Consider the following 21,378-nt stretch of genomic DNA (forward strand, 5'->3'; position numbering starts at 1 on the left):
CCATTCCTCGCTGTTTCCTGATTTTACAGGATATAGGAACGGTGAGGCGCTATTCAAAGAGCCTTTTGGGTAAGTATTATACGATTGTCAGGCTTAAAAATTGTGATCGCTAGAGTTTCCCTCCTGTCAGATAGCTGACGGGAGGGGCCGTCTCGAAATATATAATCAGGCAGAGAAATAATTCTGCGTGCCGTGCGCCTCGATAGCCTGTGCAAGGCGTTCCAGCGCATGAACATAGGCTGCCGAGCGAACAGTTACCTTGTGCTGCTTGGCATGGTTCCAGATGGCGCGGCCTTCACGTTCCATGATGGTCTTCAGGCGCTCATGGATTTCTTCAAGCGTCCAGTAATAGCCCTGGCGGTTCTGAACCCATTCAAAATAGGAAACCGTCACGCCGCCGGCATTGGCCAGAATATCCGGCAGAACGATAACGCCCTTTTGCTCGAGAATTTTGTCGGCTTCTGGCGTCACAGGACCGTTTGCCAGCTCAACAATCAACTTGCTCTTGATGGAAGCGGCGTTGTCGACATGGATCATGTTTTCCATGGCGCTTGGCGCAAGCACATCGCAATCAACTGCAAGAAGTTCATCAGCGCTGATCGCTTCATGACCGTTGCTGCCAGCGGTGGAAACAACCGACTTGCCCTGATCCTTGGCTTTCAACAACAGGTCAAGATCAAGACCGTTTGCGCAATAAACAGCACCCGACGAATCCGAAACGGCAACGATCTTATGGCCGTCGCTGGCCATCAGTTTTGCAAAGAACTGACCGGCATTGCCGAAGCCCTGAACGGTGACGCGAAGCTGCGACGCAAGGCCGAGATCATGCGCCAGATGGCGAACGAGATAGAAGCCGCCGCGTGCGGTCGCATCATTACGGCCCAGCGAACCGCCGAGCGCCAGTGGTTTGCCGGTGATAACCGCAGGCGAAGACTGGCCGACGATCTGCGAATATTCGTCTGCCATCCAGCCCATAATCATGGAGTTGGTATAGACGTCCGGTGCCGGAATATCGCGGTCCGGGCCGATAATGCCGGAGAAAGCCTGAATATAGGCACGCGAAAGGCGCTCAAGTTCTGCCTTGGAAAGCTTGCGAGGGTCGACCTGGATTGCACCCTTGCCGCCGCCGTAAGGCAGGTTCATAACGGCGCACTTGAAGGTCATCCAGAAAGCGAGTGTTTCGACTTCTTCAGCCGTTGATTCGGGATGGTAGCGAATGCCGCCCTTGGTTGGTCCGCGGGTGTCGTCATAACGGCAGCGCCATGCAAGAAAGGATTTGCGCGAACCGTCATCCATACGGATCATCAAGCGCACTTTCATCGTTTCACGGGCGTATTTCAGCTTCTCGATAACATCCGGATCGATATTGATGTGGCTTGCAGCCTCGTCCAGACGAACGAGTGCGCTTTCGAGTAGATTCTCCTTAGTCATCAAATCACCTTTCTTGCTTTTATCCCTCTTTAAAGAGGCGTTTATGAACGCTTGAGTAGCGCTTCACGCAATAAAAGAAAAGAGAAAAGGACAACAATATTGTCCTATTATGATAAAAACTATTTGGAAGCTTTCTAATATTATTAGTTACTAATATTAAGGACTTGGCGGTTCCATCTGGTTGTCGTCTCGGACAACCAGAAATCTGCCAAACCCAAGCTTGACCAATCAGGCGCTGGTCAGCTCTGCTTTAAAAATCCGCGCTCAACACCTTCCGCGATAATCCGCTGTGCAGCTTCCCAAAGCGTGTCTGATGCGTGGGAAATCGGTGACTTCCGGTCAAGCACCACAGGCGCAGTTACGCCCGGCGTATGCCAGGTGCCGCCCCTTGTGAAGAAGTTGTGCAGGAGTGGCTGCAGCCGATCCATCGCGCGGGCAAACTGCGCTTCTGCTGTTTTGCGTGCCTCGAACTCATCCCAAAGGGCGCGGAATTCCAGCGCCTGATCTTCGGGCAGAATGCCGAATATCCGGGTGGCTGCCTGCATTTCACGCTCTTCCTGGTCGAGCGCACCTGCATCGTCATAGATAAAGGTGTCGCCTGCATCGATCTCAACGATGTCATGGATGATCAGCATCTTGAGCACACGCAGCAGATCAACGTTCTCATTTGCATGTTCCTGTAAAACCATTGCCATCAGCACCAGCTCCCAGGTGTGTTCGGCATCGTTTTCGCGGCGCGACGCATCCAGGAGCGGTGTCCGACGAATGACCTGCTTCAGCTTTTCGACTTCAAGAATGAACTGGAACTGTTGCCGCAATCTGGCATTCGGCACGAGACTCGCGAATTCGTTTTCAGGCAGGTCGAGCGGCTTGAGCGGCAGTGTGTCGGTCATTGGCAATCCAGTCGTAGCGTTGGTCGAAACAATCAAATGCCCGGCTACTACTGGCTTGCTGCCGATTGAATTGCAACGCCTAATCATCCATGAAACATCATGTCGCGAAATGGTGCCGATGTCGTATTTATGACGTCTTTTGACGCAAGCCTGCTGTCGATATCGTCCGCGACCCAATACAAATATCTACAGAGGTTTTTCATGCGCCACATGGGAGCGTGAACCGTAAGACTGGTGGTTTGTATATGTCCCGCTTTTCGTTAGCTTCTATCGTTGGCAACGCGCTTTCCGGTAACAAGAACTGGAAGCCGCAATGGCCGAATGCCGAACCCAAGGCCGAATATGATGTGATCATTGTCGGCGCTGGCGGGCATGGTCTGGGTGCCGCCTATTATCTAGCCAAGGAGCATGGCATAACCAATGTTGCGGTCATCGAAAAAGGCTGGCTTGGCGGCGGCAATACCGGGCGCAACACCACCATTATTCGCTCCAACTATCTCTATGATGAGAGCGCGCATCTCTACGAACATGCGATGAAGCTTTGGGAAGGCTTGAGCCAAGACCTCAACTACAATGTTATGTTCTCGCAACGCGGCGTGATGATGCTGGCGCATACGGTGCATGATGTGCAGAGCTTCAAGCGTCACATCCATGCCAATCGTCTCAATGGTATCGACAACGAATGGCTGACCAAAGAACAGGCGAAGGAATATTGCCCACCGCTCGATATTTCGGCCAATGCGCGTTATCCGGTTGTTGGTGCGACCTTGCAGCGGCGCGGCGGCGTTGCCCGTCACGATGCAGTTGCATGGGGCTATGCCCGCGGTGCGACGGAGCGCGGCGTTGATATCATCCAGAATTGCCCGGTTACGGCCATTCGCCGCGATGCTTCGGGTCGCGTGACCGGTGTTGATACGCCACGCGGTTTCATCAAGGCGAAGAAAGTGGCCGTTTCTGCCGCTGGTAGCACCTCCATTGTTATGGATACGGCAGGCGTTCGTATGCCGCTCGAAAGCTACCCGCTGCAGGCACTTGTTTCCGAGCCGGTTAAGCCGATCTTCCCTTGCGTGGTCATGTCCAACACGGTTCATGCCTATATCAGCCAGTCTGACAAGGGCGAGCTGGTGATCGGTTCCGGCACCGACCAGTATGTGTCCTACAGCCAGCGCGGCGGCCTGCCGCTGATTGAGCATACGCTTGCGGCGATCTGCGAAGTTTTCCCGATCTTCACCCGTATGCGGATGCTGCGCAAATGGGGCGGTATCGTTGACGTCACACCGGATCGTTCGCCGATCATTGGCAAGACGCCGGTGCCGGGCCTGTTTGTGAATTGCGGCTGGGGCACGGGTGGCTTCAAGGCGACACCGGGTTCGGCGCATGTCTTTGCGCATACAATTGCCTGCGACGAACCACACTGGATCAACGCGCCGTTCACGCTTGAACGCTTCACCACCGGTCGCCTGATCGATGAAGCGGCTGCGGCCGCCGTAGCTCACTAAGGAAATAGGGGAAACACAAAATGCTTCTTATCCGTTGCCCTTATTGCGAGATGGAACGTCCAGAGCTTGAATTCGCCTATGCGGGCGAAGCGCATATTGCGCGTCCAGCCGACCCATCGACGCTTTCTGACGATGAATGGCGTGATTTCCTGTTCACGCGCTCCAATCCACGCGGCACGCATTATGAACGCTGGCGGCATATCAATGGCTGCGGTCGCTTCTTCAATGCGGTGCGCGATACGGTGAGCGACAAGTTCGTCACCACCTACAAGGCCGGTGAAACCCGTCCTGCTTTGGCAGAAACTCCGGCTGCGGAGACGAAATAATGACCGATATGCGCATTCATAACAAAGGCCGTGTCAACAAGGCCAAGTCCGTGCGGTTCAGCTTCAACGGCAAGACCTATTCCGGTTTTGAAGGTGATACGCTGGCTTCCGCACTGCTTGCTAATGGCGAACATCTGGCCGGTCGATCATTTAAATATCACCGCCCGCGCGGCATTCTTTCGGCTGGTTCCGAAGAGCCGAATGCGCTGATGGGCGTCTCGCGTGGGCCGGGTCGCTATGAGCCGAACACGCGCGCCACGGTTCTCGAACTCTATGACGGCCTCAAGGCCGAAAGCCAGAACCATTGGCCATCATTGAAGCACGATGTCGGCGCGATCAATGATGCGCTCTACATGTTCTTCTCGGCAGGCTTTTACTACAAGACCTTCATGTGGCCGAAAAGCTTCTGGAACAAGGTCTATGAGCCTTTCATCCGTGGCGCTGCCGGTCTTGGCAAATCACCATCCGAACCAGACCCGGACACCTATGCCAGCCGCTATGCTTTCTGCGACGTTCTGATCGCTGGCGGTGGACCTGCCGGTCTGGCGGCTGCTTTAGAGGCGGCAAAGAGCGGCGCAAAGGTTATTCTCGTTGACGAGCAGGCCGAATTTGGCGGCTCGCTTCTGTCGGAGCCAGAGCCGGTCATCAATGGCCGCGCAAGCTGGGATTGGCTGGATGAGACCATCGCGGCCCTTAAAGCCAATCCGAATGTCACGCTTTTGCCGCGCACAACTGCCATTGGCTATTACCATCAGAACATGGTCGGCCTTTGCGAGCGCCTGACCGATCATCAGGCCAAGCCCGCCACCAATGCGCCGCGTGAACGCATGTGGCGCGTGCGTGCAAAGCAAGTGGTGCTGGCGCAGGGCGCAATCGAAAAGCCGCTGGTCTTTGCAGGCAATGACCGTCCCGGCGTGATGCTGGCTTCCGCTGCGCGCACCTATCTCAATCGCTATGGCGTTAAGGTCGGTAATCAGGCTGTCGTCGTCACTTCGCATGACAGCGCATGGCTTGCGGCTTTTGATCTAGCGGTCGCAGGCGTGAAAATTCCAGCCATCATCGATGTGCGTTCAAATGTTGCCGACAGCCTCATCAATCGTGCAAAAATGCTCGGCATTGAAACACTGACCGGCTGGACTGTTACAGACACCGGCGGGCGCCATCGCGTGTCGTCCGTGCGGGCTAACCCGGTTTCTAACGGCTCGGTCGGTGCTGCGCGCACGATTGCGTGCGATGTTGTTTTGATGTCTGGCGGCTGGAATCCGAGCGTGCATCTTTTCTCGCACACGAAAGGCTCCCTCGTCTGGGATGAGGCACGCCAGATTTATCTGCCGGGCGAACGCACCGAGGAAAGCCGCTGCGCCGGTGCAGGTAATGGCAATTTCGATTTGCAGGCCGCATTGCGTGAGGGTGCGCAAGCGGGTGCTGTTGCGGCCTCGGATGCCGGGCATAAGGCTAAGGCGTCTGAATATGCGGTTGCCGGTGATTTCGTCTGTGATGGTGTGAGTGTTCGCGAACTGCCAACGGATCGCGATCCGGGCAAAGCCAAGGCTTTTGTCGACTTCCAGAACGATGTGACCGCCAAGGATATTCGTCTGGCCGTGCGCGAGGGTTTCCATTCCATCGAGCACGTCAAGCGTTATACCACGAATGGCATGGCGACCGATCAGGGCAAGACCTCGAATATCAACGGTCTGGCCGTTGCCGCCGACGCACTCAAGCGTCCAACGCCGCAGGTTGGTCTCACCACTTTCCGTCCGCCTTATACGCCGACGACCTTTGGCGCTTTCTGCGGTTACAATCGCGGCAAACTGTTTGATGTCACGCGCAAGACGCCAATTGATAGCTGGGCTGAACAGCATGGCGCAGCTTTCGAGCCGGTCTCGCTGTGGCGTCGCGCATGGTACTTCCCAAAAACTGGCGAAGACATGCATCAGGCTGTGGCGCGTGAATGCAAGGCAACCCGCCAGTCGCTTGGTATGTTCGATGCGTCCACACTTGGCAAGATCGAAGTGGTCGGCCCGGATGCCGCCGAATTCATGAACCGCATGTACACCAATCCATGGACAAAGCTTGGTGTCGGGCGCTGCCGTTATGGTCTGCTGCTTGGCGAAGATGGCTTCATCCGCGATGACGGTGTTGTCGGTCGTCTGACGCAGGATCGCTTCCATGTGACGACCACAACCGGCGGTGCCGCGCGTGTTCTCAATATGATGGAAGACTATCTCCAGACCGAGTGGCCGGACCTGAAAGTGCGGCTTACTTCAACCACGGAACAATGGGCCGTGGTGGCAATCAACGGCCCGAATGCGCGCAAGCTCATCGAGCCAATGGTTGAAGGCTTGGATATTTCCGATGAAGCTTTCCCGCATATGTCGGTTGCGGAATGCAAATTCCTGGGCGTTCCAGCGCGTCTGTTCCGCATGAGCTTCACCGGCGAGCTAGGCTATGAAATCAACGTGCCCGCCCGTTACGGTCTGTCGCTGTGGAAGGCGCTTTATGAGGCCGGTCAGCAATATGATATCACGCCTTACGGCACCGAAACCATGCACGTTCTGCGCGCGGAAAAAGGCTATATCATTGTCGGTCAGGATACGGACGGCACCGTAACGCCGGATGATGCAAGCCTCGGCTGGGCCGTCGGCAAGCAGAAGCCGGATTTCGTTGGCAAGCGTTCGCTGGCCCGTCCGGATATGCTCAAATCAGATCGCAAGCATCTTGTGGGTCTTTTGACCAACGATCCGAAGCTGGTGCTGGAAGAAGGTGCGCAGATTGTCGTTGATCCAAAACAGGCGCTGCCTATGACCATGCTCGGTCATGTCACTTCGTCCTATTGGAGCGAGGCGCTTGGCCGGTCTATCGCGATGGCCGTGGTATCAGGTGGTAACGATCGTATGGGCGAAACGCTTTATATGCCGATGCCTGATGGCAGCGTACACGAAGCGGTTGTTTCGGGCATGGTCTTCTACGACCCCGAAGGCAAGAAGTTGAACGGATAAGGATTGAACCATGCTTGTTGAGACAAAACCTTATTCGAACCGCAAGGTCGTCATTCCCGGTCGTCTGGAAATCCACGCAGCCGATGACGCTGCCCGCTTTGTCCTGCGCATTGCTCCGGAAAAACTGGCCTTGGCTGAAAAGGCACTGGGTGCAAAATTCCCGGCCAAAATCGGTGGCCTTACGCGCAGTGGCGATATTGCGGTTGCCTGCATCGGACCGGATGAATGGTATATCTGGGCAGATGAAAGCAAGGCGGACGCCATTACACAGGCTTTTGCCAAGTTTTATGAAACCGAACCGCACAGCCTGACGGAAGTCAGTCATCGCGAAACTGGCATCGACATTTCCGGCCCCCAAGCCGAATGGCTGTTGAATGCCGCTTCCCCGCTTGAGCTCTCAAAGATGAGCTTTCCGGGTGCTGCTCGCACGATCTTCGATCATGCCCAGATCATTCTGTTGAAGTGGGATGCCGATCATTACCGGATCGAAGTGTGGAACTCATTCGCTGATCACGTCTGGACCTTGCTGGAACTGGCCAGCAATGAAGTCGAATTGACACTCTGATTGATCCTTTATTTCCTTAAAAACGCCGCCCCTCTGGGCGGCGTTTTTGCATTAGAGCGCATCCCGAAAAGTGTGAAACGGCTTCGCGGGGAAATCAGTCCACTGGACTGATTTCTTATCCCGCTTCGATCGGAAAAAGATGCGCGTCAAAATAAGAGATTAGAGCGCCGATCTGATCCAATCAGATCGAAATGCGCTCTAATACCCCAATTTCAGCCTTGCCTTCTATAAATCCATATGTGAAGACTATATTTACATAAGAAATTCATGAGGAGGGAATTTCCCGATGTCGGAAAGCGAACTGCCGCTGAGCGGGCTTGTCGTTGTCGATATGAGCCAGTTTCTGTCGGGGCCTTATTGCTCGTTGCGTCTGATGGATCTGGGCGCGCGCGTCATCAAGATTGAACGGCCTGATGGTGGCGATCTTTCGCGCAGACTTTATCTGAGCGACACGGAAATCGGGGGCGATTCTACGATTTTTCATGCTATCAATCGCGGCAAGGACAGTCTTGCGATCGATCTCAAAAATCCCGGCGATCTGGCTGCGCTGAAAAAGCTTCTCACACAGGCCGATGTGCTGATCCAGAATTTCCGCCCCGGTGTCATCAAGCGACTTGGTCTTGATTACGAGGCAGCCAAAGAAATCAATCCGCGTCTCGTCTATGCATCGATCAGCGGCTATGGCGAAGAGGGGCCATGGGTCGGTCGTCCCGGACAGGATCTGCTGGCGCAGGCACGCTCGGGCCTCATGTGGCTCAATGGTGATGAAGGGCAGGGACCGGTTCCATTCGGTCTGGCGGTTGCCGATATGCTGGCAGGGGCTGCAGCCGCACAGGGAATTCTCGCAGCGCTGGTTCGCCGCGGCATCACCAATAAAGGCTCTCATGTCGAAACCAGCCTTCTCGAAGCGCTGGTTGATTTCCAGTTTGAAGTGCTGACCACCCACCTTAACGATGGCCGTCGTCTGCCAAAGCGTTCCGATTTCCGCAGTGCTCACGCCTATCTCGCAGCACCTTACGGTGTCTATCCGGCAGCGGACGGTTATCTCGCAATCGCCATGATGCCGATTGCGAAGCTGGCGCCGCTGCTTGAAACAGATACACTTGCGCCATTCATTGCCGATCCGAAAGTTGCTTTCGCAAAACGCGATGAGATTAAGCGGCTGATTGCTGCCCGCATTGCCGAGAAAACCGTCGATGAATGGCTCGCCATTCTGGAACCGGCTGATATCTGGTGCGCCCGCGTTCTCAACTGGGAAGAACTGCTCGCAAGCGAAGGTTTCTCAACCCTCGATATGCTCCAGACGGTAACGCGTGAAGATGATGTTGCCATCACCACCACACGTTCCCCACTGCGCATCAACGGACAGCGCCCGAAGGTGGCACGCGCCGCGCCGCGTATTGGCGAAAACAGCAAAGCAATCCGCGAGGAGTTCGGTCTATGAGCAAGATCAAGCTTAAAGGCATGACCTGGAGTCACCCGCGCGGCTATGATCCGATGGTTGCGGGTGCCGAACAATGGCTTGCTGACAACGGCGTTGAAATCGAGTGGGAAAAGCGGTCGCTACAGGATTTCGAGACCTTTCCGGTTGAGGAACTGGCACGCAATTTCGATATGATCGTGATCGACCATCCGCATGTGGGCCAGATCACCAAGGAAGGCTGTCTGCTGCCGCTTGATGTGCCGGGCCGCGAAACGGAACTGAAAGAGCTTGCCGATGGCTCTGTGGGCCAATCCTTCCCAAGCTATAACTGGCAGGGGCGGCAATGGGCGTTTCCGCTCGATGCAGCAACACAGGTTCAGGCATGGCGTCCAGACCTGATGGACAAGCCAGCCACCTCATGGGGCGAGGTGCTGCGTCTGGCGCGCGCTGGGAAAGTTCTGCTGCCACTGCGCTCGCCGCATTCGCTGATGTGCTTTTATACACTCGTTGCCAATGCCGGAACGCCTTGCGCGGTTGAAGGCGAGCTGATCGCTGTCGAGGATGGCGCGAAAGCTTTTGAGCAACTGCGCGAGGTTGCTTCGCTGGTTAAGCCTGAATGTTTCGGCATGGACCCGATTGCGGTGTTTGAGGAAATGGCAGAGCCAGAATCCGAAATCGCCTGTTCACCGCTGATCTATGGCTATGTGAATTATGCCATGCCGGGCTTCCGTGATCGCCTGATCCGTTTTGCCGATATTCCATCGGGTCCAGCGGGCGTTGCAGGATCGGCTCTGGGTGGCACGGGTATTGCGGTTTCAGCCTTCAGCAAGCATCCGGAAGCGGCAATCGACTTCGCCTATTGGATTGCAAGCGGTGAGGTGCAGAAGGGGCTTTACGCGGCGTCCAACGGTCAGCCGGGACATGCGGATGCATGGGAAGACGATACCGTAAACAACGCAACATCGGGCTTCTATCGCGATACACGTGCAACCTTGGAAGAGGCGTGGGTGCGTCCGCGTCACAATGGCTATATGCCGTTTCAGGAAGCGGCTTCCGAGCGTATCAATAAGGGCTTGCTGAACAATGAGAAGGCGGAGGTCGTTGTCGCCGATCTCAACCGGCTTTTCCGCGAAAGCTTTTAATTCAACAAATTGGCTGGCGAAAAACTCGCCAGCCTTTAAGTTTAAATTTTCCAGATGCGCTGCGCATTGTCGGCAAGAAGCAATGCCTTTTCGTCTTCGCTGCATCCTTTAAGCAGTGCATGGGTTGTCGCCACCCATGTGGAAAGCCCGGCGTCGACGTTACTCGCTAAGGTGCAGACAGGCCAATCGCTTCCCCATACAATCCGCTCCCAGCCGAATGACTGAATCACATGTTCGACATAGGGGCGCAGCGTGTCGACGGTCCAGCTTTCCGCGTCGGCATAGGCAACCACGCCAGAGATTTTGGCAACTACATTGTCGCGTTGCGCAATCTCGGTAATCCCCTTTTGCCAGACTTCCAGCGCACCTGATTTGATGTCCGGAACGCCGCAGTGATCAAGCACGAATTGCACGTCCGGGGCGAGATCTGCCAGCGCCAGCACCTTGTCGATCTGGTGCGGGAGTGTGCAGAGATCAAAGGTCAGGCCAGTGTCTTCCAGCCGCTTGATATTCTCCCGAAACAGAGCGCCCTCAGAGACATTATCGGGTACGACATGCAGCACACGGCGAAAGCCTTTGATGAAAGGATTGCTGCGGCTCTGTTCCAGATATTCGGCAAATCCCGGTTCTTCCGGGCGGCATGATGCTATTGCGCCCTTGATATAGCCATTATTTTGACGCGAGATTGCCATAATGTGAGCGGTCTCTGCCGCAATTTCAGGGGCAGAAACGTCCACTTCCATGTGTAAAGCTGCTTTAATGCCGCAACGTTCGGCCTGCTTCTGATAGGTCTCAAACAGAAAATCGCGGTTCAAAGCTGGCACGTCTCCCAGCCATGGATAGTTGAGCGCGCTTTTGTCTATCAGATGCAGATGGGTATCGATAATCATGAAAACTCTCCTCCGATGTCATACTTTCAAAAAAGAAGAGAGTTTTCAAATAAGAATTATCGCTCTGGATTAATCTGTTGTTCCGATATCGGAACCGACCAGCTTTGAGAGGTCTTTGACGGTCTTTTGTAGCAGGCTGATGGTCTGTGTGATGTCAGGTGCGAACGTCGAATTGACGAGCGTGACATAAGGACAGGTGAGGGCTGCGATGCAGGAACCGTCAGGACCGAGAATCGGTGCAGAGAGGTTATAGACGCCAGCCACCTGCGCACTTGGCATCATTTCATAGCCGCGTTCGCGAATCTGATCGAGTCGCTCATAGAAGCTTTCATCGAGATTGCCGCTCTCTCCGTCTTTGACATATTCGGCAATCATCATCTTGCGTTCTTCTGGCTTGCGGAAGGCGAGAAGCACATGGCCGGAACCCGTGTCGAAAAGGCTGATATGCGAACCGACGCGGATCGAAATTCCCCAGTAATCCGGGGCTTCCTGCTGTGCGATCACCACGACGGAACCACGATCAAACACAGCAAGCTGGTTGGCCTGCTTCGAGCGATCAGCAAGTTCGCGCATGAAGGGCGTTGCAAAGGAAGCAAGTCTGCGCACCGGCGCATGAAGATGCGCAAGACCGAACAGCTTGAGCGTCAGCGAATAACGGTCACCTTCGAGCTTGGTCACGTAACCGCGCTTCACCAGACGATCTAGCATCCGGTAAAACTCGTTGGGGCTGCGGTCGAGGTGCTTGGCAATCTCGGCCTGGCTTAGTCCACCATCGACACTGGCCAGCAGTTCGAGAATGTCCAGCCCCTTGTCAAGCGCAGGCGCGCGATAACGATCATCTGTTTCCAAACTGGTCCCCTTCGTGAATAGCATACTTCATATACGAACATCGCAAGCGATGAAAGTAGTGAAGCCATCTAAATCGCCTTGACCGATTGTGAATAGTATGTTTGCATATAAATATAGGAAGCACAATCGGGTGCGGACTGGGGAGTTGTCCGTAAAAGCGTCGGCCTGAAGTCAGATTGGAATTTCGGGAAACACGATGATCGGGCTCAAGGAGGTTAGAGCGCCGTATGGGGCGTCCAAAAAAAGGGCGCGCGGTGTTCTAGTAGGAGGAGAAGCATGAGGAATTTCACGACATCTGTGCTGGCAGGTTCTGTTCTGCTGGCTGCAGGAATGGTTTCCGCGGGGGCTGCGGAACTTCCGGGTAAATTTGAGGGCGTCACCATCAATGCCAAGCTCATTGGCGGTCAGCAGTATGAAGCGCTGTATTCGCGCATTGCTGAATGGGAAAAGGCGACCGGTGCCAAGGTCAACATCCTGTCCAAGAAGAACCACTTCGAGCTGGACAAGGAAATTAAGTCGGACATCGCTTCGGGTTCGATCAACTGGTGTGTCGGCTCCAACCACTCGTCTTTTGCGCCGCAATATCCTGATCTCTATGCCGATCTGAATGGTTTGCTTCCAAAAGAAGAAATCGAAGGCTTCGTGCCATCGGTGATCAAGGCTTCGACGCTTAACGACAAGCTGATCATGCTGCCACGCGCGCAGTTCGACGTTTCAGCGCTCTACTATCAGAAGAGCCTTTACGAAGACGACGCCAAGAAGACCGCGTTCAAGGAAAAATACGGCTACGATCTGGCACCGCCTAAGACATGGAAAGAAGTTTCCGATCAGGCTGTGTTCTTTGCCGATCCGCCGAATTTCTACGGCACGCAGTTTGCGGGCAAGGAAGAAGCCATCAACGGCCGCTTCTATGAAATGCTGGTCGCTGAAGGCGGCGAATATCTCAAGGACGGCAAGCCAGCTTTCAATTCTGAAGCCGGTGTCCGTGCGCTCGACTGGTTCGTCAATCTTTACAAGGCCAAGGCCGTTCCTGCAGGCACCACCAACTATCTCTGGGATGAGCTGGGCGCTGGCTTTGCATCCGGCACCATTGCACTCAATCTGGATTGGCCAGGCTGGGCGACCTATTTCAACGATCCAAAGTCGTCGAAGGTCGCAGGCAATGTCGGCATCGTTCCTCCGCCGGCAGGTTCTTCCGGCAAGCGCACCGGCTGGTCGGGTCATCACGGCTTCTCGGTCACTGAATCCTGCGGCACCAAGGAAGCTGCTGCTTCGCTCGTCTGGTTCCTGACCAACGAGGATTCGCAGAAGCAGGAATCGGCTGCAGGCACTTTGCCAACCCGTAGCGCTGTCTGGGATTATGTCATCGAACAGGCTGCTTCCGATCCGTATAAGAAGGAAGTTCTGTCGGTATTCCAGGAAACGGCAAAGACCGCTTTCCCGGTTCCGCAGACCCCGTCATGGATCGAAATTTCCAACGCTGTCTATCCTGAACTTCAGGCAGCGATCCTTGGTGACAAGACCTCGCAGCAGGCGCTTGATGATGCAGCCAAGAAGGCAACGCAGATCCTTGAGGATGCTGGCGAACTCTAATTTTGCATTGTGATTTAAACCTGTGACTTCATGGCCCGCTCTGAACAGGGGCGGGCCATTCCAGGCGCATCCCAAAAAGTGTGTAGCGGTTTTGGGACAAGATGCGCGCGCTTTGATGCTGGCTTAATCGCTTCGGAAGAACAATGTTTAAACGAATTTCCCCGCCGGTTTTGCTTTTGCTTCCGGCCTTCATCATCCTAGCAGCGGTGGTCCTGTTTCCCCTCGCGCTTTCGCTTTATTCAAGCTTCACGCCATTCCGGCTGACGCGCCCTGACAGCCTGTTCAATTTCATCGGTCTGCGCAATTATCAGCGCATCATGGGTGATTGGGTGTTCTGGGCTGCATTCATTCGTACGGTGATCTTTCTCACCATCGCGCTCAATCTGGAAATGCTGCTCGGACTTGGTCTGGCGCTGCTCATCAATAAGGCCACCCACGGGCAGCGCGTTTTGCGCACGCTGATGATGTTCCCGATGATGTTTTCGCCGGTTTTGGTTGGCTTCCAGTTCAAATTCATGTTCAACGACAATATCGGTCTTGTGAACAATGCGCTGCAATCGCTGGGTATCACCGACACCGCCATTCCATGGCTGATCGACGGCAATCTGGCGCTGTTTGCCATTCTGATGGCAGAAGTCTGGATGTCGACCTCGGTGTTTGCAATCCTCATTCTGGGTGGTCTGCTGTCCATGCCGCAGGATCCGGTTGAAGCCGCGCGCGTTGACGGCTGCACGCCATGGCAGACGTTCCGCTATGTCATCTGGCCTTATCTGATGCCATTTGCTTTCATCGCAATGACCATTCGTTCGCTCGATGTGGCGCGTGCCTATGACATCGTGAAGATCATGACCGATGGTGGCCCGGCACGGCGAACCGAGCTGATCTGGACACTGGTCGGGCGCACCGCCTATTCGGACGCGCAGATGGGCTTGGCCAATGCCATGGCCTATGTCGCGATCCTGCTCTCGATCCTCTTCACCGTAATGTTCTTCCGCAAGCTTGCAGCCGCACGCGCGCAAATCGGAGCGGAGTGGTAATCATGGCTTCCAAAACCCTCTCTAATGATCAGCATCGTCTGCTGCGTCGCGTCAAGAAAGTCGCGTACCTGGTCGGCCTGTTTCTCGCGATGACGATCATCTGCCTGCCTGGTCTATGGATTGTGCTGTCCTCGCTGCGTCCGCCGGTCGAAATCATGGCAAAGCCGCCGGTCTGGATTCCGCAGGAAATTACGCTTGATGCCTATTATGCGATGTTCTCTGGTGCAGGCGGCGGCGGCATTCCGGTCTGGGATTATTTCCGCAACTCGCTGATTATCTCGGTCACATCCACCATAATCGCTCTGATCGTTGGCGTTTCAGGTGGCTATGCCTTTGCGCGCTTCCGCTTCTGGGGCAAGTCAACGACATTCCTCGGTCTTATGCTAACGCGCTCGGTGCCGGGCATCGCCTTGTCGCTGCCGCTCTTCATGCTCTATTCACGCATTGGCATTATCGACACGCATTTCGGTCTGATCGTCACTTATGTGGCGCTCAATGTGCCATTCACGATCTGGCTGATCGACGGCTTCTTCCGTCAGGTGCCGAAGGATCTGGCGGAAGCAGCCCAGATTGACGGCTGCACGCGCTGGCAGGCTTTCTGGCAGGTGGAATTTCCGCTGGCTGGTCCCGGTATTGCGACTGCTGGCATCTTCGCCTTCCTCACTTCATGGAACGAATATGCGCTGGCTTCCCAGCTCACCCGCTCGGTCAATTCCAAGACCCTTCCTGTCGGTCTTCTCGATTACACCGCTGAATTCACCATCGACTGGCGTGGCATGTGCGCGCTGGCGGTCGTGATGATTATTCCGGCGCTGACCCTCACATTCATCGTTCAGAAGCATCTTGTTGCTGGTCTGACGTTCGGCGCGGTTAAAGGTTGATATTACAATGGCTCAGCTTTCCATTAAAAATCTCGTCAAGCGCTATGGCACAATCGAAGTGGTGCATGGCATCAATCTCGAAATCGCCGACAAGGAATTTGTGGCGCTTGTTGGCCCGTCCGGCTGCGGCAAGTCCACGACGCTGCGCATGATCGCAGGTCTTGAAAGCATTTCCGACGGCGCGCTGGAAATCGGCGGCAAGGTGGTCAACGATCTTCCGCCGCGTGATCGCAATATCTCCATGGTGTTCCAGTCCTATGCGCTTTATCCGCATATGTCGGTGCGCGAAAACATGGGCTTCTCGCTCAAAATAGCCAAGCAGCCACAGGCGGAAATTGATCGCCGCGTCAATGAAGCATCAGCCATTCTTGGCCTCGAAGCCTTGATGGAGCGCCGTCCGGCACAGCTTTCGGGCGGTCAGCGCCAGCGCGTTGCTATGGGCCGCGCCATCGTGCGCAATCCGGAAGTGTTTCTGTTCGACGAACCACTTTCCAACCTCGATGCGAAGCTGCGTACTCAGATGCGTACGGAGATCAAGAAGCTTCATGCCAAAGTGCAGTCTACAGTCGTTTATGTGACGCATGATCAGGTTGAGGCCATGACGCTGGCCGACCGCATCGTCATCATGCGCGATGGTCATATTGAACAGGTCGGAACGCCGGATGAAGTGTTTAAGCGTCCGGCCACGCAGTTTGTTGCGGGCTTTATCGGCTCGCCGCCGATGAATATGGCGGAGGCCACCGTGCAGGGTTCGGAACTGGTTTTTGCCAGTGGCGACCGTCTGCCAGTGCCAGCACAGTTCAAGGCCAAGGTTACGGACGGTGCCAAGGTAACGTTCGGTTTGCGTCCGGATGATCTTTTCCCGACGGGCCACGGCCTGTCGTCAGGTGATGCCGGTACATCACATGAACAGCATCTGCGCGTTTCGATCACCGAGCCGCTTGGCAATGAAACGCTGGTTTTTGTCGAGTTCGCCGGCAAGGAATGGGTAGCGCGTATGCTCAACCCGCGCCCTCTCAATTCCGGTGAAGCAATCTCCATGCATTTTGATCTGTCGCAGGCGCATCTGTTAGATGCGGCAAGCGGCAAGAGCTTGGCGGTATAGATATGGCACGCATTGAAAAAGTTGAACTGCGCATGGTCGACCTTCCGCCGAAGGTCAAGCGCACAGATGCGATCCAAAGCTTCGTCAGTCAGGAAACGCCAATTGTCACCATTACCGACAGTGATGGGGCGGTGGGTACGGGCTATAGCTACACCATCGGCACCGGCGGCTCGTCCGTCATGCGCCTGTTGAACGATCATCTGGTGCCGCTCATTATCAATGAAGATGCGGATTGCATCGAAGCGATATGGCGTAAGCTCGAATTTGCGACCCACGCCACAACCATCGGCGCGATTACCGCTTTGGCGCTTGCTGCAATCGATACAGCTCTTTGGGATTTGCGTGCGAAGAAACAGAACCTGCCGCTATGGAAACTTGCAGGCGGTGCCAAGGATCGCTGCCCGCTTTATACGACCGAAGGCGGCTGGCTGCATATCGAGAAAGAAGCGCTGGTCGAGGATGCTCTAGCCGCCAAAGCCAAGGGGTTCTCCGGCTCCAAGGTGAAGATCGGCAAGCCGCATGGTTCGGAAGATTATGCGCGTCTTTCTGCCGTTCGTGCTGCCGTGGGCGATGGCTTTGAAATCATGACCGACTGCAATCAGGGCTTTACGGTGGACGAAGCGATCCGCCGTGCCGAGCGCCTGAAAGAGCTTGATCTGGCATGGATCGAAGAGCCGCTTCCGGCGGATGATCTGGACAGCCATATCCGCCTGACCCGTTCCACCCCGACTCCGATTGCGGTAGGTGAATCGATCTATTCGATCCGCCATTTCCGTGAATATATGCAGAAGGGCGCGTGCTCTATCGTGCAGGTCGATGTGGCGCGCATCGGGGGCATCACGCCATGGCTGAAAGTGGCACATGCCGCAGAAGCTTTCGATATTCCGGTTTGCCCGCACTTCCTGATGGAACTGCATGTCAGCCTCACCTGTGCCGTGCAGAATGGCCGTTATGTCGAATATATTCCGCAGCTTGATGATCTGACCACCAAGGGCATGGAAATTCGTGATGGTCATGCCATTGCACCATCGGAAGCTGGCATTGGCATTTCGTGGGATTGGGATGCCGTGCGTGCGCGGTCGGTTTCTGAATTCACGCGCGAGATCGTGAGGTCGTAATGGCGCAGCGAATGGGCATGGTGATCGGGCTGAAGCCTGAGAAGAGCGCGGAATACAAGAAGCTGCACGCGAGCGTGTGGCCGGAAATTCTGGCGCTCATTTCCGAGTGCAACATCACCAATTACACGATTTTTCTCAAAGAGCCGGAAAACCTGCTGTTTGGCACATGGGACTATGTTGGCACCGACTTTGAAGCCGACATGAAGAAGATGGCCGATAATCCGAAAAATCAGGAATGGTGGTCAGTCTGCATGCCATGCCAGAAGCCGCTTGAAACCCGAAAAGAGGGTGAGTGGTGGGCGATGATGGAGGAGGTTTTCCATCATGACTGAAGCTTTTGATCCGAAAGCCCTGCGCCAGTGGTGGGCGAAGCCGACCACACCGAAACCAATCGTGATTTTCGGTGCGGGCAGCATTGTCGGCGACGCGCATCTGCCCGCTTATCAAAAGGGCGGTTTTCCGGTTGCGGGCATTTTCGATCCTAATTTTGATAAGGCCAAAGAACTCGCCGACAAATGGAATGTGAAGACTTTTGCCAGCATTGAAGAGGCGTTGGCTGTTGAGGGCGCGATCTTCGATCTGGCAACACCGCCGTCAGCCCATGCTTCGATCCTCAAGCAATTGCCGGAAGGTTCTGCGTGTCTCATCCAGAAACCTATGGGCAGCGATCTTGCAGCTGCTACGGAAATTCTGAAAGTCTGCCGTGCTCGTAATCTCAAAGCTGCGGTGAATTTCCAGCTGCGTTTCGCGCCGATGATGTTGGCACTTTACGATGCTGTGGATCAGGGCTTGCTTGGCGAAGTGGTGGATTTCGACGCATGGCTGGCGCTTGCGACCCCTTGGGGTCTGTGGCCGTTCCTGAAAGGTCTGCCACGTATTGAGATCGCCATGCACTCGATCCATTATCTGGATTTCGTGCGCGGTCTGCTCGGCAATCCGCAAGGCGTTCACGCCAAGACCATCGGTCATCCAAACCACGAAGTTGCACAAACCCGCACGGCTGCGATCCTCGATTATGGCAACCGCGTGCGCTGTGCGCTGTCGATCAATCACGATCATGATTTCGGCCGCAAGTTTCAGGCCTGCGAGTTCCGCATTTGCGGAACTGAGGGTGCCGTCTATGTGAAGCTCGGTGTCAATCTCGACTATCCACGCGGCGAACCGGATGAGCTCTGGATCAAGCCAAAGGGCGGGGACGACTGGGTATCCGTACCGCTTGAAGGCGCATGGTTCCCGGATGCGTTCCTCAATCGTATGGCGCAGTTGCAGCGTTTTGCTTGCCACGAAGATGCAGAACTGATCGGCTCGGTTGAAGATGCATGGCACACCATGGCACTGGTCGAAGCTGCCTATCAGTCAAGCTCTGCGCCCGCCACGCCGCTCGCTGCAAAACCGGAGTTTTGATCATGTCTGAACAGACGATCTATTTTGAAGATTATGAACTGAGCCATCAGCGCACAACCTATGGCCGTACGATCACCGAAACCGATTTCGTGGTTCACGCTGGTCATACGGGCGATTTCTTTCCGCACCATATGGATGCGGAATTTGCAAAAACCTTGCTAGGCGGTCAGCGTATCGCGCATGGCACGATGATCTTTGCAATCGGCGTTGGCCTGACCGCGACGTTGATTAACCCTGTTGCGTTTTCCTATGGCTATGACCGCCTTCGGTTCGTGCGTCCGGTGCATATCGGCGATACGATCCGTACGCGCGTGACGATCAGCGCAAAGGAAGACGACCCGAAACGGACAAATCTGGGCCGCGTTACCGAGCGGTGCGAAGTGCTTAATCAGCGGGACGAAGTGGTGCTTGCTTGCGATCACATCCTGCTTGTTGAACGGAAGGCATGACTATGACGATACGATTTGATGGAAAAACCGCACTGGTGACAGCTGCCGCTCAGGGTATTGGCCGTGCAAGTGCACTGGCTTTTGCGGAAGCAGGCGCCAAGGTCTATGCGACCGATATCAACGAAGCAGCGCTGAAGGAACTCGACGGTGTTTCGGGTATCATCACCCGCAAACTCAACGTGCTTGATGATGCAGCCGTGAAGGCGCTCGTTGCCGAGATCGGTCAGGTCGATGTCCTGTTCAACTGCGCGGGCGTTGTCCATGGCGGTTCAATTTTGGAAATGAAGGACGAAGACCTCGACTTCGCCGTCAATCTCAACGTCAAGGCGATGATCCGCACCATTCAGGCCGTGCTGCCGGGCATGTTGGAGCGCAAGGACGGTGCCATCGTCAACATGGCATCCGTTGCTTCGAGCGTTAAAGGCGTGCCGAACCGTTTTGCCTATGGTGTCACTAAGGCGGCTGTCATCGGTCTGACCAAGGCTGTTGCTGCCGACTATGTTGCCAAGGGCATCCGCTGCAACGCCATCTGCCCCGGAACGGTTGAAAGCCCGTCGCTGCAGGACCGTCTGCGCGCACAGGGCGATTATGAAGAGCAGCGTGCAGCTTTCATCGCGCGTCAGCCTATTGGCCGTATCGGTCAGCCGGAAGAAATTGCCGACCTCGCAGTCTATCTCGCAGGTGCAACTTACACGACCGGTCAGGCCTATAATATCGACGGTGGTTGGACGATCTAGGGCTGTCGATATTCAGGCTCTGGCGGCCTGCAAATGGCACTTTTCTGCGCTTGCCTAGGCTCATGTACCTTAAAGTAGACTCCGCTCCGGCTCTCGAAAAACACCATTTTCGGCACGCCATAACCAGAATCTCAACCACCCTTATTCGCCCCATCGTTACCAATTCAGCATCCCCACAAGGAGTAAACTCATGAAATTTCTTCGCTATGGCGAAACCGGTCAGGAAAAGCCGGGCCTTCTCGATGCCGACGGCAATATCCGTGATCTCTCTGCCCATGTCAGCGATCTGTCGGGTGCCGTTCTCAGCCCTGAAGCACTCGCCAAGCTCGGTTCGCTGGACGTCAATGCGCTGCCAAAGGTCGAAGGCAACCCGCGCCTTGGCCCATGCGTTGCAGGCACCGGCAAGTTTATCTGCATCGGTCTCAACTATGCCGATCACGCAGCAGAATCCGGCATGGCTGTGCCGCCAGAGCCAGTTATCTTCATGAAGGCAACCTCGGCCATCGTCGGCCCGAATGATGATCTGCTGATCCCGCGCGGTTCGGAAAAGACCGACTGGGAAGTCGAGCTCGGCATCGTTATCGGCAAGACCGCGAAATATGTCTCGGAAGAGGATGCGCTTGATTATGTTGCTGGCTACTGCACGCTGCATGACGTCTCGGAACGCGCTTTCCAGATCGAACGTGCCGGTCAGTGGACCAAAGGTAAGTCTTGCGACACATTCGGCCCGACCGGCCCATGGCTGGTGACAAAGGACGAAGTTGCTGATCCGCAGAACCTCAAAATGTGGCTCACAGTTAATGGTGAAACCATGCAGGACGGATCGACCAAGACCATGGTCTATGGCGTGCGCCATCTGGTTTCTTACCTCTCGCAGTTCATGTCACTGCAGCCGGGCGATATCATTTCCACCGGCACGCCTCCGGGCGTTGGCATGGGCATGAAACCACCGCGCTATCTCAAGGCTGGCGATGTTGTCGAACTCGGCATCGAAGGTCTCGGCTCGCAGAAGCAGAACGTGCGCGCTGATATTTAAG

Annotated in this window: 20 protein-coding genes; 16 read left to right on the top strand and 4 right to left on the bottom strand. The window is 55.2% G+C overall.

Features of this window, described 5'->3' with window-relative positions; translation table 11 throughout:
• Positions 1 to 165 precede the first annotated feature (165 nt).
• On the bottom strand, positions 166 to 1,431 hold the full coding sequence (locus QSJ70_RS14740; RefSeq protein WP_007873387.1) for a Glu/Leu/Phe/Val family dehydrogenase: 1,266 nt from the start codon (positions 1,429 to 1,431) through the stop codon (positions 166 to 168).
• 239 nt (positions 1,432 to 1,670) lie between these two features.
• Positions 1,671 to 2,324: an HD domain-containing protein gene (locus QSJ70_RS14745; RefSeq protein ID WP_285537457.1), complete on the bottom strand. Its 654-nt coding sequence runs from the start codon at positions 2,322 to 2,324 to the stop codon at positions 1,671 to 1,673.
• Between the two features lie 245 nt (positions 2,325 to 2,569).
• On the opposite strand from QSJ70_RS14745, the gene QSJ70_RS14750 reads away from it, so the two are divergent.
• The 6 genes from QSJ70_RS14750 to QSJ70_RS14775 all read left to right on the top strand — a co-directional run bounded on the left by QSJ70_RS14750 (position 2,570) and on the right by QSJ70_RS14775 (position 10,278).
• Positions 2,570 to 3,823 carry a sarcosine oxidase subunit beta family protein gene (locus QSJ70_RS14750; protein WP_285537459.1) on the top strand — a complete coding sequence of 418 codons (1,254 nt, stop codon included), beginning with the start codon at positions 2,570 to 2,572 and terminating at the stop codon, positions 3,821 to 3,823.
• Positions 3,824 to 3,843: 20 nt separating this feature from the next.
• Entirely contained in the window at positions 3,844 to 4,149 is a 306-nt protein-coding gene (locus QSJ70_RS14755; protein ID WP_194779152.1) for a sarcosine oxidase subunit delta, read from the top strand.
• Complete coding sequence (locus QSJ70_RS14760) at positions 4,149 to 7,148, top strand: sarcosine oxidase subunit alpha (RefSeq protein WP_285537462.1); 3,000 nt, start codon at positions 4,149 to 4,151, stop codon at positions 7,146 to 7,148. The genes QSJ70_RS14755 and QSJ70_RS14760 overlap by 1 nt, the downstream gene beginning before the upstream one ends.
• Before the next feature lie 10 nt (positions 7,149 to 7,158).
• Positions 7,159 to 7,713: a sarcosine oxidase subunit gamma gene (locus tag QSJ70_RS14765; RefSeq protein ID WP_194779154.1), complete on the top strand. Its 555-nt coding sequence runs from the start codon at positions 7,159 to 7,161 to the stop codon at positions 7,711 to 7,713.
• Between the two features lie 286 nt (positions 7,714 to 7,999).
• Complete coding sequence (locus QSJ70_RS14770) at positions 8,000 to 9,157, top strand: CaiB/BaiF CoA transferase family protein (RefSeq protein WP_285537464.1); 1,158 nt, start codon at positions 8,000 to 8,002, stop codon at positions 9,155 to 9,157.
• Positions 9,154 to 10,278, top strand: a complete 1,125-nt coding sequence (locus QSJ70_RS14775; RefSeq protein ID WP_285537466.1) for an extracellular solute-binding protein — start codon at positions 9,154 to 9,156, stop codon at positions 10,276 to 10,278. Before QSJ70_RS14770 ends, QSJ70_RS14775 begins: the two co-directional genes overlap by 4 nt.
• A 41-nt stretch (positions 10,279 to 10,319) precedes the next feature.
• Here QSJ70_RS14775 and QSJ70_RS14780 read toward each other — a convergent pair whose 3' ends face one another.
• Entirely contained in the window at positions 10,320 to 11,168 is an 849-nt protein-coding gene (locus tag QSJ70_RS14780; protein WP_285537468.1) for an amidohydrolase family protein, read from the bottom strand.
• Between the two features lie 69 nt (positions 11,169 to 11,237).
• Positions 11,238 to 12,041 carry an IclR family transcriptional regulator gene (locus QSJ70_RS14785; protein WP_285537470.1) on the bottom strand — a complete coding sequence of 268 codons (804 nt, stop codon included), beginning with the start codon at positions 12,039 to 12,041 and terminating at the stop codon, positions 11,238 to 11,240.
• A gap of 252 nt (positions 12,042 to 12,293) precedes the next feature.
• Here QSJ70_RS14785 and QSJ70_RS14790 point away from each other — a divergent pair, with 252 nt between their 5' ends.
• From QSJ70_RS14790 to QSJ70_RS14835, 10 genes are all read left to right on the top strand, one after another.
• A complete protein-coding gene (locus QSJ70_RS14790) occupies positions 12,294 to 13,610 on the top strand; it encodes an ABC transporter substrate-binding protein (protein WP_285537471.1) in 1,317 nt (438 codons plus the stop codon).
• A 143-nt stretch (positions 13,611 to 13,753) separates the two neighbouring features.
• Positions 13,754 to 14,647, top strand: coding sequence for a carbohydrate ABC transporter permease (locus QSJ70_RS14795; protein WP_007873403.1), 894 nt, complete (start codon positions 13,754 to 13,756; stop codon positions 14,645 to 14,647).
• A gap of 2 nt (positions 14,648 to 14,649) precedes the next feature.
• Complete coding sequence (locus tag QSJ70_RS14800) at positions 14,650 to 15,528, top strand: carbohydrate ABC transporter permease (protein ID WP_285537477.1); 879 nt, start codon at positions 14,650 to 14,652, stop codon at positions 15,526 to 15,528.
• Positions 15,529 to 15,535: 7 nt separating this feature from the next.
• The gene (locus QSJ70_RS14805; RefSeq protein WP_285537479.1) at positions 15,536 to 16,633 is read left to right on the top strand and encodes an ABC transporter ATP-binding protein; all 1,098 of its coding nucleotides are present in this window, start codon (positions 15,536 to 15,538) and stop codon (positions 16,631 to 16,633) included.
• Between the two features lie 2 nt (positions 16,634 to 16,635).
• Positions 16,636 to 17,751: a mandelate racemase/muconate lactonizing enzyme family protein gene (locus QSJ70_RS14810; protein ID WP_285537481.1), complete on the top strand. Its 1,116-nt coding sequence runs from the start codon at positions 16,636 to 16,638 to the stop codon at positions 17,749 to 17,751.
• Entirely contained in the window at positions 17,751 to 18,083 is a 333-nt protein-coding gene (locus tag QSJ70_RS14815) for an L-rhamnose mutarotase (RefSeq protein WP_285537483.1), read from the top strand. The genes QSJ70_RS14810 and QSJ70_RS14815 overlap by 1 nt, the downstream gene beginning before the upstream one ends.
• Entirely contained in the window at positions 18,076 to 19,155 is a 1,080-nt protein-coding gene (locus QSJ70_RS14820) for a Gfo/Idh/MocA family protein (RefSeq protein WP_285537484.1), read from the top strand. The genes QSJ70_RS14815 and QSJ70_RS14820 overlap by 8 nt, the downstream gene beginning before the upstream one ends.
• A gap of 2 nt (positions 19,156 to 19,157) precedes the next feature.
• The gene (locus QSJ70_RS14825; protein ID WP_285537486.1) at positions 19,158 to 19,604 is read left to right on the top strand and encodes a MaoC/PaaZ C-terminal domain-containing protein; all 447 of its coding nucleotides are present in this window, start codon (positions 19,158 to 19,160) and stop codon (positions 19,602 to 19,604) included.
• A gap of 2 nt (positions 19,605 to 19,606) precedes the next feature.
• Positions 19,607 to 20,341: an SDR family oxidoreductase gene (locus QSJ70_RS14830; protein WP_285537488.1), complete on the top strand. Its 735-nt coding sequence runs from the start codon at positions 19,607 to 19,609 to the stop codon at positions 20,339 to 20,341.
• Positions 20,342 to 20,531: 190 nt separating this feature from the next.
• Entirely contained in the window at positions 20,532 to 21,377 is an 846-nt protein-coding gene (locus QSJ70_RS14835) for a fumarylacetoacetate hydrolase family protein (RefSeq protein WP_285537489.1), read from the top strand.
• The last annotated feature ends 1 nt before the right edge of the window (position 21,378 follow it).

This window comes from Brucella sp. NBRC 12950 (assembly GCF_030268145.1).
In the GTDB taxonomy this organism is placed as follows: domain Bacteria; phylum Pseudomonadota; class Alphaproteobacteria; order Rhizobiales; family Rhizobiaceae; genus Brucella.